Source organism: Cellulomonas humilata, from assembly GCF_013359775.1.
Classification (GTDB): domain Bacteria; phylum Actinomycetota; class Actinomycetes; order Actinomycetales; family Cellulomonadaceae; genus Cellulomonas; species Cellulomonas humilata.
Genome location: NZ_JABMCI010000042.1, coordinates 23982 through 36875 on the forward strand (window position 1 = coordinate 23982; position 12894 = coordinate 36875).

The window sequence follows — 12894 nt, forward strand, 5'->3', positions numbered from 1 at the left end:
GGACGGTGGAGCAGGAGAGCAGGTCGGCAGAGGTCGTCGACCCGGCCTCGCCCGACCCCGCGCACTGGCCCGTCGGACGCCTGCTCTCGGCCGCCGCCCGACGCGTCGAACGCGACTGGAACGCGCACCTGGCCACCTGGGACCTCAACCACGCGAGCCTGGCCGTGCTGGCCCACCTGCTGCGCGCCCCGATGTCGCAGCGCGAGCTGGCCACGTCCAGCGGCGTCACCGAGCAGACCATGAGCCGTGTGCTGGCCCGCATGGAGCGCACCGGGTACGTCACGCGCACCCCGCACGACGACGACCGGCGTCGGCACGTCATCACCATCACGGACTCCGGCCGGGCGACCTTCGCCGTCGCGTCCGACCGCGAGCTCGCGGAGTCGCTGGTCTCCCGCGGCCTCACGCCCGAGCAGGCCGAGCAGCTGCGGCGCCTGCTCGCCGTCGTCGCCGGACCGGACAGCTCCTCGGGTTAGCCTGACGACATGCGGTTCGACGAGCTCGATCTCGGCACGCGCCTGCTCCCCTACGAGCCGACGTGGCAGCTCCAGCGCGAGGTGCTGGCGGCGGTCGCGGACGGGACGCGCGAGGACACCGTGCTCCTGTGCGAGCACGAGGACGTGTACACGGCCGGCCGGCGCACGGCGACGTGGGACCGGCCCGTCGACGGCACCCCGGTGGTCGACGTCGACCGCGGCGGACGGATCACGTGGCACGGCCCGGGACAGCTGGTCGGGTACCCCATCGTCAAGCTGGCGACGCCCATCGACGTGGTCCGCTACGTCCGCGCGCTGGAGGAGGTCCTCATCCGCACGTGCGCCGACCTGGGCCTCGACGCCATCCGGGTCGACGGGCGCAGCGGCGTCTGGTTCGCCGCCGACGAGACCCGCCGGGAACGCAAGGTCGCGGCGATCGGCGTCCGGGTGTCGCGCGGCGTCACGATGCACGGCTTCGCGCTCAACTGCGAGCCCGACCTCACCGCGTTCGACCGCATCGTGCCGTGCGGGATCGACGACGCGGACGTCACCTCCCTGTCGCTCGAGACGGGCCGGCGCGTGACGATCGCGGAGGTCGTCCCGACGGTCCGCGCGCACATGCTCGACGTCCTCGTGCCGCTCCTCGAGCAGCGCCCGGTCACCGCCACGGTGTGACGCGCGCCTCCCCCGCAGCCGCCGCGCGCGAGCCGGGTTAGTCTGACCGGCGTGACGATCGCAGCCGATGGCCGCCGCATGCTCCGCATCGAGGCGCGCAACGCCGAGACCCCCATCGAACGCAAGCCGGAGTGGATCCGCACGCGCGCGACGATGGGCCCCGAGTACACCGAGCTCAAGGGCCTGGTGAAGCGCGAGGGCCTGAACACGGTGTGCGAGGAGGCCGGCTGCCCCAACATCTTCGAGTGCTGGGAGGACCGCGAGGCCACGTTCCTCATCGGCGGCGACCAGTGCACCCGCCGCTGCGACTTCTGCCAGATCGACACCGGCAAGCCGGCCGACTTCGACGCAGACGAGCCCCGCCGCGTCGCCGCGTCCGTCCAGGCGATGGGCCTGAAGTACTCGACCGTGACCGGCGTGGCCCGCGACGACCTGCCGGACGGCGGCGCGTGGCTCTACGCGGAGACCGTCCGCCAGATCCACGCGGTGAACCCGGGCACCGGCGTCGAGCTGCTGATCCCCGACTTCAACGCGACGCCCGAGCTGCTGGACGAGGTCTTCTCGTCGCGGCCCGAGGTGCTGGCCCACAACCTGGAGACGGTCCCCCGCATCTTCAAGACGATCCGCCCGGGGTTCCGCTACGACCGTTCGCTCTCCGTGATCACCCGCGCGCGCGACGCGGGCCTGGTCACCAAGTCGAACCTGATCCTCGGCATGGGCGAGACCACCGAGGAGGTCGTCGAGGCCCTCGCCGAGCTGCGCGAGGCCGGCTGCGACCTCATCACGATCACGCAGTACCTGCGCCCGTCGGTGCGCCACCACCCGGTGTCCCGCTGGGTGCGTCCCGAGGAGTTCGTCGAGCTGTCCGCCGAGGCCGAGCGTCTCGGGTTCCTCGGGGTCATGTCCGGCCCGCTGGTGCGCTCGTCGTACCGCGCCGGACGCCTGTGGGGCCAGGCCATGCGCCGCTACGGCCGCCCGATCCCGGAGGCGCTGGCGCACCTGTCCGAGCCGACGACGTCCCGCCAGGAGGCGGCGAGCCTGCTGGCCCGCTGACACCCGTCGGGGCGGTGCCGATCCGTCGGTAGACTCCGGTTTCATGGCCCGCGACAACACGCCCGACGCTGCACCGACGCCCAAGGTGAAGAAGACCCGCTGGTACCACCAGGTGTGGCAGGCGTACCAGATGACCCGGAAGAACGACCCCGCGATCACCTGGATCCTGCTGGCGGTGTTCTTCGGCATCATCGCGCTCGGGCTCGTCATCGGCCTGCTCGTCGACGCCTGGCTGTACGTCCTGCTGCTGAGCATCCCGTTCGCCCTGCTCGGCGCGATGTTCATCCTCGCCCGCCGCGCCGAGACCGCTGCCTACACGCAGATCGAGGGCCAGCCGGGCGCGGCCTACGCCGCCCTGGGGACCATCCGCCGCGGGTGGACGTTCACGCAGGAGCCCGTCGCGGTCGACCCCCGCACGCAGGACCTCGTGTTTCGCGGCGTCGGCCGGCCGGGCGTCGTGCTCGTCGGCGAGGGTCCCGCGCCGCGGATCGCCAAGCTGCTCGAGGCGGAGCGCAAGCGCACCGCGCGCGTCATCTCCGGCGCCCCGATCACGCTCATCCAGGTCGGCGACGGCGAGGGCCAGGTGGCCCTGCGCAAGCTGCCGCGCGCCGTCCAGAAGCTCCGCCCGAAGCTGAGCAAGCAGGAGGTCGCCGAGGTGAGCAAGCGCCTCACCGCGCTCGGCGGTGTCCGGCTGCCGGTGCCGAAGGGCGTCGACCCGATGCGTGCACGCCCGGACCGCAAGGGCATGCGCGGCCGCTGACCCGCTCGTCCGTCACCGGCGGACGATGGCCGTGCCGGCCACGCGGTCGTGCAGGCCGCGTCCGTCGGAGTCCCACACCACGGCGGGGACGACCAGGCACAGGAGCGCGGTGCGCACGAGGGCGCTGAGCAGGCCCGGCGCCATCGTCGCCCACGCGGCCTCGTCCCGCGTCTGCCCCGGGAACACCCGCCGCACCCGCAGTCCCACCAGCCGGTGACCGAGCGTGTGGCCGATCGAGCCGACCAGCAGCACGTTCTCGAGCGCGAAGATCCCCAGGGTCGCCATCGGGTTGCCCCGGCTCAGCAGGAACGCGTCGGGGTCGGTGGCGAAGAACGCACCGGAGATCAGCAGGCACGCCACCCAGTCGATGGCCAGCGCGCCCACCCGGCGCCCGAGCGTCGCGAGCGACCCGGTGCCGGAGGCCGGCAGGCCGAGCCGCGTACCCCGGCCCGTCGTCGCGTCGGCGCCGGACGGGTCGGACTCGTCGAACCCGCCACCGAGCCACGAGCTGATGTCCCGACGATTCGCCACCCGAGCAGGGTAGGCGACGGCACGGAGCGAGACGGCAACGCGGCGGAAACACCGTCGGCACGCCGCTCTCGTACCGTGACGCCAAGTGGGGTGAGACCCGAGCCCCGTCCCCTCCCCCGGGGGACTAGGGTCAACATTCGTTACACGAGGGGCGGGCCCGTAACGCCGTCGAAACACTTGGTACACGACGGAGAAATCACGCGCTCGTAGCCTCGCCTTGCCCGACCCCACGGGTACCACCGACCGAGGAGCAGCGGATGTTCAGCAAGCCAGAGGAAGTCCTGGCGTTCATCAAGAGCGAGGACGTGAAGTTCGTCGACGTCCGGTTCTGTGACCTGCCCGGCACGATGCAGCACTTCAACGTCCCCGCCTACTCCCTGGAGCTGGACTTCTTCACGGACGGCCAGATGTTCGACGGATCCTCGATCCGCGGCTTCCAGGCGATCCACGAGTCGGACATGAAGCTGATCCCGGACATCAGCACCGCGTACATCGACCCCTTCCGGGTCGAGAAGACGCTGAACATCAACTTCCACATCGTGGACCCGTACACCGACGAGCCCTACAGCCGCGACCCGCGTCAGGTCGCCGCGAAGGCCGAGGCGTACCTGAAGTCGACCGGCATCGCGGACACGGCGTTCTTCGCCCCCGAGGCCGAGTTCTACATCTTCGACGACGTCCGCTTCCACACGAAGCAGAACGAGTCGTTCTACTCGATCGACTCCTTCGAGGCCGCGTGGAACACCGGCCGCGAGGAGGCCGGGGGCAACCTCGGCCACAAGATCCCCTACAAGGGTGGCTACTTCCCCGTCCCGCCGGTCGACGGCTTCTCGGACATCCGCGACCAGATCAGCCTCCAGCTGGACGCCCTCGGCCTCGGTGTCGAGCGCGCCCACCACGAGGTCGGCACCGCCGGTCAGCAGGAGATCAACTACCGGTTCGACAAGCTCGCCATCTCCGGCGACAAGGTCATGCTCTTCAAGTACGTCGTGAAGAACGTGGCGCACGAGAACGGCAAGACGGCGACCTTCATGCCGAAGCCGCTCTTCGGCGACAACGGCTCGGGCATGCACGTCCACCAGTCGCTCTGGAAGGACGGCGAGCCGCTGTTCTTCGACGAGAAGGGCTACGGCGGCCTGTCCGACATGGCGCGCTGGTACATCGGCGGCCTGCTCAAGCACGCCCCCTCGCTGCTGGCGTTCACCAACCCGACGGTGAACTCCTACCACCGCCTGGTCCCCGGGTTCGAGGCCCCGGTCAACCTGGTCTACTCGGCCCGCAACCGCTCCGCGTGCATCCGCATCCCGGTCACCGGTTCGAACCCGAAGGCCAAGCGCATCGAGTTCCGCGTGCCGGACCCGTCGTCCAACCCGTACCTGGCGTTCGCGGCCATGCTCATGGCCGGCATCGACGGCATCCAGAACCGGATCGAGCCGCCCGACCCGATCGACAAGGACCTGTACGAGCTGCCCCCCGAGGAGCACGCGCAGATCCAGCAGGTCCCGGGCTCGCTCGGTGAGGTGCTGGACCGCCTCGAGGCCGACCACGACTTCCTCACGGCGGGCAACGTCTTCACGCCCGACCTGATCTCGACGTGGATCGACTACAAGCGCAACGCCGAGGTGGACCCGATCCGTCTGCGTCCGCACCCGCACGAGTTCGAGCTGTACTACGACGTCTGACCTTCGGAGGGCCTCTGACCTGCGGTAACGCGTTCACGAGGTCCGCCCAGTCCGCAGAGAGTCCGCACGCGCCGCCATAGCTGCTCCTACGGTGGCGCGTGTGGACTCTTCTGTGTCCGGCCACAAGTGCGCGTAGGTGTTGAGCGTCGTCGTCGCGGACGCGTGCCGTAGGCGAGCCTGAACGACCTTCACGTCTGCACCGTCTGCGATGAGCAGCGATGCGTAGCAGTGCCGGCAGTCGTGGAACCGGAACGCGGCGGGTAGCCCCGCGGCCTCTCGGGTCGCACGGATGGCTCGGTCGATCTGCCACCGCCCCACCCGCTCCCCAGGATCGTCTCGGTGACCCACGTCCTGTCGTCGGCACCGGCCGCGAGCCCGAGCGCGAGCGACTGGGGAATGGGCACCGGCGTCCTTTACGGCTCGGTCTTCAAGGGCTCCGCCGGCCACTGCTGCGTCGGGTTGACGATGTCGTGCATGAAGTCGACGTCCTCGACGGGCAGCCCGCACACCTCGGCCGTCCTGAGGCCCGCGAACGCCCCAGGAGGATCGCACCTCGCAGGTGCTCCGGCACGGCGTCGTAGAGCGCCCAGATCTGCTCCGCGGTAGCCACTTAGGGCCGCTGCTTGCCCGTTCCGGGCGACTTCCGCGGCGAGCAGGGTTTGCGGGCGATCACGCCGTCGTGGACCGCGTCAGCCATAATCTGGGAGAGCCGCGCGTGCAGTGCGTGGGGAGCTGGGACTTGAAGAAGTCCGATGCCCAGCGATCGTCCTGGCACTTCGACACCCCGGCCGATGCGATTGACCGAGCCCGCGACATCCTGCACAACGCCAGCGGCGGCGAGCTCAACATCCACGGGTGAGATGGACAGATCCGCGCCAAGGACACCATCGACCCGGGCAACGACCCCAACCCGCCCAAGGACTAGGTTCGCTCACTCGCTCGGCCGGACATGAGACCGTTCGATCGTGGACACAGCTGCACAGCGGCGTGAACGGTCGGAGCCCGAGTTGGTCGCCCTCTGCCATCGCCACGTCAGGGCGATCCGAAAGGGGGTCGAGCAGTTCGCAGACGGTGACGATGACGGCGCGTACGGCGTCGCCATCGCGCTGCGCGTACTTCTGCACTACGGCGGCCAAGGAAAGCCGTTGCTGCACAGCCTCGGCGTGATCAAGTCGATGACCTACACGGACGGCGCCGAGTATCGCCCGCCGATGGCTGGCCTGGTGCTTCCGTCAATCACGCTCAACACCGACGGCAGCCTCAGGGACTTTACGCTCGTGCCAAACGGCGCACAGCATCCTGATCCGGACTTCCGGAATCCCCCTCGTGAGTACACGGCCTGGTGGAAGAACGACGAGCCGATCAACTCGTCGAACGGCCGTCCGCTGTCTCGCGAGTTCCTCGTGACGAACATGGCCAACCAGGACGGTGCCCACGCCGACGTCCACGTCAACGTGGTGTACGACCAGCTCAAGAGCGACTTCATGGGCTTCCAGTTTCACGGAAATGTCCAGATCGGGTCCGCGCTCGCCACGGCATCAGTGGTTCAGGTCGGCGTCGAACTTGCCCACACCCTCCTCCGCTGCGCTCCAAACCTGCTGCCGTCTCCCTGGGAACCGGGCCGCTACTTCCCCGCGCTCACCACCTAGTCCTGCGGTTCTGCGCGGCCTTCGACCGGGCGACCTCGGCTCGATGCGGTGCCGGCCGACAGCTGCGCGACGCTCAGCAAACGCCACGCCCGGTAAACCTCCTCGTCGACGAGCCAGCGACCGCCAGGCACGAGCTGGAATCCGCCTGGGATGCGACCGAATCGGAGGTCCAGGACGACGGTGCTCCGGGCGAGGTGCAGTTCGTCGGCCGCCGGTTGAGCCGTCATCCTTCCGGACATCCGGAAATCCTCCCGCAGACCGCCGAACGACGCACGGCTGCGGGAGGCTCGGCGGGGTCAGGCGGAGGCGAGCGACGCCGGCGCCCGACCCATCCGCTCCGGCTTCATCGCGAGACGCACGCTGCCGTTCCGGTAGTCGTAGAGCGAGTGCTAGCTGAGGATCCAGGTGTTGAGCTGCCCGACGTGCTCACGGCAGGCCGTGACACCCCCTTCGCTGGAGCGCCACAGGTGCAAGCCGCGGATCCAGGGGGCGTCAGAGCTCGCGGCCGTGCACCAGGTCGGGCACTCATCGGTCGGAAGAGTGTCGAGGAACGCGTCCTCCGTGGTCCGGAGCGCCCCCTTCGCCGCGTCGACCTCGGCCTGCATCGCGCGCACTCGATTCCACCCGGCCACGACGTCCGTAGCGACCGGTGCGGTGTTCTTGGTGTTCATGGGAGTCGCTCCTGCCTAGAGGGTGCCTCCTAGGCCCTCGTCTGTGTTCCACCATCGGCGGCGGCCGCCCTCTTCCTGATCATTGTGAGGCTCAGACATCGAGCACAGTCCGCAGATGGTCCGCAACATGTCCAGCGGACGCCAACGGTGCTCAGCGTTCGACGCACGTATCGGTCCAGGTCAGAGCCCTCTTCCCCCGCTAGCCCACCGTTGCCACCTGAGCGGGGCGCGAGTTCGAGCTGTACTACTACGTGTGATCGTCGGCGCTGACGGCTGCTACCGGTCCCAGCGGGCCACGACGGTGCTGGCCGACATGCCAGTCGCCGCATCCAGCTGCTTCCACGCCAGGTATCCGCCGCCGCAGAACGCCCCGGCGTACGCGTGGTCGACGTCGATGCTCGCCAGGTCACCCGAGGCCACGTCGAGCACGTACGTCGGCGCCGACGAGCCGAGGCCCTGCCCGTCCGCCTCCGACCACTGCAGGCGGCCGTCGCACAGCGCAACAGACGCCTCACGACCCGACCCGCGCAGCTCGACCGTCCTGGCCGTACGAGCTGCGGCGTCGAGCACGTACAGCCGTCCACCGGACTGCGTCGACGTGATCGTGACGAACGCCAGGACCGCACCGTCTGCGACGAGGTCGACGACCGACGACCCGGGATCCCCGGACCAGGTCACCACCGCGTGCTGCTCCCGCCCGTCGACCACCAGCTCCACGCGCGCCTCCCCGGGGGCCAAGGCAGTGTCGTCACGCTCGGAGCGGACGACTGCAACGCCCGTCCCCGCGGCTGCAGGCTGGGAGGCACCCGTGGCGACCGACACCACGGGGCCGGTCCCGTCGGCTGCACGGGAGTAGACGTCCATCCGCCCGGGCTCCCCCGCCGCCCAGTAGACGCGCCCGTGCCAGAGCGCCGTCGCGTCGGTCATGGACGTGCCACCGTCGCCGACCTCCTCGGCCCGCGCGACCAACGTGGTCCGACCGTCTCGGCCCGCGCTGAACACCCTCCACCGCGGTGTGCCGACGTTCGTGCTGTCCGACTCGAGCCACGCGGTGACCCCGTCGGCGACCGACAGGTCGAAGGCCTGCCGCGGATGGTCGCCCTCGATCGCAGCAGCCGCCGCGAACGGCGTGAACGTGCCCCCGTCGAGCACGCCCACCGACATCGGGGCAGCCAACCATGGGCCTCCGTCGGACGCGCCCGCAGGCACCTGGACGGCAGCCGTGCGCCCGTCCACCATCAGCCCCATCGGAATGAGGTACCCGCCCTCGACGCCACCCGGCGCCACCGCGTACACAACCTCGAAGTCCGTGCCGGCCACCGCCGCGTGCGCCGCGCCGACGTCGATCGGCTCGGCCATGACGAGGCTGCCATCGGGCCACCGCAGGACTCCGGCAGCCGAGGGCGGCGCGACCGTCTGGCCACCCGTATCGGATTGCGCAGGCGGCGCCGTCGGCAGAGGTCGGCCCGGGCTCGTGCATCCCGCCAGCGCCAGCGCGAGGGCGACGGCGCTCACCCCGAGCACCCCACGGCGACCTCGCTCAGCATCCACAGCGGAAGTGTCCAGCGGAACTCCATCGTCCGAGGCCCGTTCCGGCTCACAGTTCGGCCACGGTCGTCAGCTCTGCCGGCAGCGACCAGGCCGGCGCACTCCCGGTGACCCACGTACCCACCAGCGATCCCGCAAGACTCCGGGGCCCCGGGCCAGGCCTCGTCCGCTTCCTGCTGACCGCCGCCGCCATCATCGTGGTCGCCGAGGCAGCGCTCATCCCCGGACGACGGACACCAGGAGCGCCCGCGGCCGCCACGACCGGAGCTTCGGCGACAGCTCCGACCTGACCACCAGGGCCGTTCGTGTGGTTCCGCGACGGCGTACCAGGCACGACCCGGAACGGCATCGTCGACGAGATCCGGCCTGATAGCGTTCCCGCCCTCGCCCATGCGCGTCGAGGTGTCGCGGGCGCCAGCTGGCGCTCCCGTGCCAGTGGAAAGGTGTCGATGAAGAGCACGTCCCCAGGCGGCAGCCCGAGCGCGCCGGTGATCTTCGACCCGTTCGTCTCAGTCCCGGGAACGGACGTCCTGCGCGACGCGGCGATCGTCCAGGACTGGCCGGCGCTCCGTCGGCACCTGGAAGACGCACGAGACGCCGACGGGCTCGCGTTCGGCGTCGACGTGCTCGCCGAGCTGCCCGGGCTCGAGGTCTTCCTGGAGAAGGTCCTCGCGGAGGAACCCCATGACGTGCTTGCGCGAACGCTCCTGGCGGCGCGCTACGTGCGCATCGGCTGGTGGGTGCGCGGAAGGGGGGACGCCGACTCGGTCAGTGGTGACCAGTTCGAACAGTTCCACAGCTGGCTCCGCCGGGCGGAGCAGATCCTGGTCGACGTGTGTGCCGAGCGCCCCGACCTCGCCCCGGCGTGGACGACGCGCATCATGACCGCGCGCGGCCTCGAGCTGGGTCAGGCCGAGGCTCGTCGGCGGTATACGCGTCTGGCTGTCCACCATCCGCACGTCCTCGCCGCGCAGGAACAGCTGCTCCAGCAGCTCTGCCCGAAGTGGAGCGGCAGCTGGGAGATCGCCATGGCGTTCGCCAGAGAAGTCGCCGCCGCTGCGCCGCCAGGGGCACCGTCAGGCGCCGTGATCGCGACCATGTACATCGAACGCTGGCTCGCAGAGAGCGAAGCCGACGCTCCCGAGATCGCCAGCCCTGCAGCCCGGGACGAGCTCTGCGCAGCGGGTACCCGGACCGCGTGGGCATCCGCGACGAGTCTCGGACCGTACGAGGTGCACGTGCACAGCGCCTTCGCGCTCGCGTTCTCACTGGGGGGCCACGCGCGGGACGCCGCCCCCCACTTCCGGGTCCTGGGCAACAGGACGTCGTCGCACGTCTGGAGCTACCTGAACGACCCGTCGGCGGCATTCTGGCAGTTCCACAGCGCCGCGCTGGCGGCGGAGACGGGAGCAACGTGATCGCCGACGACGCTGTCGACCTCGCCGAGCTCGCGGATCTTGCGGGCTTCATCGACTGGACACGACTCGACGGTGTGCCGACGCTGTTCGCGCCGCAACCCGGGCCGATCACCGCGGGGCTGTTCTTTCGCGTCGGCACGGCTGACGAGACGCTCGCCACGGCGGGCCTCACGCACGTGGTCGAGCACCTGGCGCTGTTCGACCAGAACCTCACGGAGGTGCACCACAACGGGGTCACGACGGACACGTACACGCTCTTCCACGTGACCGGCGCGCGGCATGAGGTCGTGAGCTTTCTCGACGGCGTCTGCTCAGCGCTCCGCAACCTGCCCGTGCATCGCCTCGAGACCGAGAAGGGCATCCTTCGCGCGGAGGCCTCGCGCCGCGGCGGCTCCCCCCTGGCTCCGATGCGTCTCTGGCGTTTCGGCGCCGGTGGTCTCGGACTGCAGGGTTACGACGAGATCGGGCTGGGTCGACTGACGCCGGAAGACGCGCGTGCGTGGGCGCGAACCCGATTCACGCGGGAGAACGCGGTGCTGTTCGTCACCGACGAGACTGTGCCCGCGGAGCTCGGCCTGGACCTGCTGCCGGGATCGCGCATGCCCGTGCCGGTGATGCCGAGCGCGCTGCCGCAGCGTCCCGCGTACTTCGTCGGCCGCGACGGCCACATCGGTCTGGACTCGATCGTGCGACGGAGCCCGGCCGCGGTGCTGCTCGCACGGATCGCGGGCCGCGCGCTCTTCCGGGACCTGCGGCAGGAGGGCGGCTACTCGTACACGGCCACGTCGGACTACACGCCGTGGAACGCTGAACTCGCCACCCTGACCTTGTACGCCGACGCGCTCCCCGACCTGCAGGACGCCGCCGTGGGCGCGTTCGTCGACACGGTCGCAGGGCTGCGACGGGGCCCGCTGGAGAAGGAGCTCGAGACGGCCCGTGCCGCACTGATCGCCGAGTACGACCTCCCCGACAAGGCCGCCCGCATGCTGCCCGCGTACGCGCTCGATCTGCTCTGGGGCAGCACGATCTACGGACCTGAGCAGGGGCTCGCGCGGCTGGAGGAGGTCACCGAGGCGGACCTGCGCGAGGTCTCGCACGAACTCTGGTCCGACGCTCTGGTGCAGGTTCCGATGGGCGGCCTCGAGTGGGCCGGGCTGACGCCCGCCCCGACCTGGTCGACCTCCGCAGTCGCCGGGAGGAGGTTCCCGCGTGCCGAGCCGGACGTCGCCCTCGTCGTCGGCGACGACGGGATCAGCCTGACGACCGTGCGGGGGGCTGTGACGGTCCTGTTCGGCGAGTGCGTCGCGATGACGACCCGCCCCGACGGTGCTCGGTTCCTCACCGGGGCCGACGGCTTCACGGTCGCCGTCGAGCCGACCCTCCACCCCGGCCTCACGGCGGACGTGGTCGGACAGCTCATCGATGCACGCGTGCCGGCCCACCTCACGATCCATCTTCCCCCGCGGGCCCCGGAGTCGATTCCGCAGCCGACGCCCGTCGCGGCATCACCGCGTCGGTTCGGGTGGCGTCGGCGGGAGGGGTAGTCACGCTGCGCATGGCATCGATCCGCATCTCTCGCGCGTCAGCGTCGCTCGTCCCGCTCCTGCTCCTCGTCACTGCCTGCGGCTCGGGCGGCGCCCCTGCCCAGCAGACCGTCGCGCCGGCAAGTACGCCCCCGGCCGCGACGTCCGAGGCGGCCGCTCCGACCCCGGCCGTGACGGTCACCCCTGAGCGCCCGACCGCCGCGCCCGCCCAGCGCGTCGACTCCGGGGCGGTGGCCGAGGATGCGCCGGCACTGGCCACGGGTTCCGGCAGCGCGGAGGTGACCTACACCCGCACCGGCGAGTTCGCGGTCGTCATCGTCCTCGACTGCACGGCGTGCGCAGCCGGCACGAGCCCCACGGTCCTGACGGGCCCCGGGCTGATGAGTCCCTACGACGAGGGCCCTGGCCCGCTCGCCGGGTCGTACCTCATGGACGTGTTCGAAGGCAGCGCACCCGAGCAGTCGGTATGGCTGCAGGCTGAGGGTCCTTGGTCGATCCGGTTCGAGAGCTGGAACGACATCCCGGCCACCACCGGACCGCAGAGCGGCACCGGGTCCGTCGTGCTTCACCTGGCGGACCAAGGCACCCACGCCGAGGTGACCTGGACCCCCGCCGGACCTGGGGACGGCTTCAGCGGCCGCTTCTTCGGCCAGGGCGACCAGCTGGTGTTCGGCAACGACGAGGCGTTCACCGAGGTCGTCGACGTGCCGATGCCCGGCATCCTCGCCATCCGCACCGACGGGGCCTGGACGGTGACCCCCCAGGCCTGATCGGTGTCGAGACCGACGGTACGAGACCACCCGCCCCGAGCACGACTGACCGTCCGGTATCTCTGCCCGAGGCAGCCCGCTCCTGACCGGTAGGCGGGCACACCGACGTGGCCGCCA

Annotated in this window: 14 protein-coding genes; 10 read left to right on the forward strand and 4 right to left on the reverse strand. The window is 70.6% G+C overall.

The features are described from left to right. Positions 1–5: 5 nt before the first annotated feature. From HP550_RS02550 to HP550_RS02565, 4 genes are read left to right on the forward strand one after another with little or no spacing between them, the layout of a single operon-like run. On the forward strand, positions 6–476 hold the full coding sequence (locus HP550_RS02550; protein ID WP_175346034.1) for a MarR family transcriptional regulator: 471 nt from the start codon (positions 6–8) through the stop codon (positions 474–476). Between the two features lie 9 nt (positions 477–485). Further along, positions 486–1151 (forward strand): lipoyl(octanoyl) transferase LipB, encoded by a 666-nt coding sequence (gene lipB / locus HP550_RS02555; RefSeq protein WP_175346035.1) that lies wholly within the window; start codon positions 486–488, stop codon positions 1149–1151. Positions 1152–1202: 51 nt separating this feature from the next. Next, positions 1203–2204, forward strand: coding sequence for a lipoyl synthase (gene lipA, locus HP550_RS02560; protein ID WP_175346036.1), 1002 nt, complete (start codon positions 1203–1205; stop codon positions 2202–2204). 43 nt (positions 2205–2247) lie between these two features. Next, the gene (locus HP550_RS02565) at positions 2248–2964 is read left to right on the forward strand and encodes a DUF4191 domain-containing protein (RefSeq protein ID WP_175346037.1); all 717 of its coding nucleotides are present in this window, start codon (positions 2248–2250) and stop codon (positions 2962–2964) included. Positions 2965–2976: 12 nt separating this feature from the next. On the opposite strand, the gene HP550_RS02570 is transcribed toward HP550_RS02565, so the two are convergent. After that, entirely contained in the window at positions 2977–3495 is a 519-nt protein-coding gene (locus HP550_RS02570; protein ID WP_175346038.1) for an RDD family protein, read from the reverse strand. Positions 3496–3752: 257 nt separating this feature from the next. On the opposite strand from HP550_RS02570, the gene glnA reads away from it, so the two are divergent. Next, on the forward strand, positions 3753–5177 hold the full coding sequence (gene glnA / locus HP550_RS02575; protein WP_175346039.1) for a type I glutamate--ammonia ligase: 1425 nt from the start codon (positions 3753–3755) through the stop codon (positions 5175–5177). 33 nt (positions 5178–5210) lie between these two features. Here the strand turns inward: glnA and HP550_RS21895 are convergent, their stop codons facing one another. Then, complete coding sequence (locus tag HP550_RS21895) at positions 5211–5624, reverse strand: tyrosine-type recombinase/integrase (protein ID WP_343047947.1); 414 nt, start codon at positions 5622–5624, stop codon at positions 5211–5213. Positions 5625–5856: 232 nt separating this feature from the next. On the opposite strand from HP550_RS21895, the gene HP550_RS22080 reads away from it, so the two are divergent. Then, entirely contained in the window at positions 5857–6036 is a 180-nt protein-coding gene (locus HP550_RS22080) for a DUF2188 domain-containing protein (RefSeq protein ID WP_343047948.1), read from the forward strand. Positions 6037–6142: 106 nt separating this feature from the next. Then, positions 6143–6826, forward strand: a complete 684-nt coding sequence (locus tag HP550_RS02590) for a hypothetical protein (protein ID WP_175346040.1) — start codon at positions 6143–6145, stop codon at positions 6824–6826. Between the two features lie 389 nt (positions 6827–7215). Here the strand turns inward: HP550_RS02590 and HP550_RS02595 are convergent, their stop codons facing one another. Both HP550_RS02595 and HP550_RS02600 read right to left on the reverse strand, forming a co-directional pair. Then, positions 7216–7497, reverse strand: a complete 282-nt coding sequence (locus HP550_RS02595) for a hypothetical protein (protein ID WP_175346041.1) — start codon at positions 7495–7497, stop codon at positions 7216–7218. Positions 7498–7773: 276 nt separating this feature from the next. Continuing rightward, a complete protein-coding gene (locus tag HP550_RS02600; protein WP_175346042.1) occupies positions 7774–8856 on the reverse strand; it encodes a hypothetical protein in 1083 nt (360 codons plus the stop codon). Between the two features lie 638 nt (positions 8857–9494). Here HP550_RS02600 and HP550_RS02605 point away from each other — a divergent pair. Genes HP550_RS02605 through HP550_RS02615 form a run of 3 tightly spaced genes read left to right on the forward strand, consistent with a single transcriptional unit; the run spans position 9495 to position 12777 of the window. Then, positions 9495–10463 carry a hypothetical protein gene (locus tag HP550_RS02605; protein WP_175346043.1) on the forward strand — a complete coding sequence of 323 codons (969 nt, stop codon included), beginning with the start codon at positions 9495–9497 and terminating at the stop codon, positions 10461–10463. Continuing rightward, positions 10460–12007, forward strand: a complete 1548-nt coding sequence (locus HP550_RS02610; RefSeq protein ID WP_175346044.1) for a M16 family metallopeptidase — start codon at positions 10460–10462, stop codon at positions 12005–12007. The genes HP550_RS02605 and HP550_RS02610 overlap by 4 nt, the downstream gene beginning before the upstream one ends. Positions 12008–12018: 11 nt before the next feature. Continuing rightward, positions 12019–12777 (forward strand): hypothetical protein, encoded by a 759-nt coding sequence (locus tag HP550_RS02615; RefSeq protein ID WP_175346045.1) that lies wholly within the window; start codon positions 12019–12021, stop codon positions 12775–12777. The last annotated feature ends 117 nt before the right edge of the window (positions 12778–12894 follow it).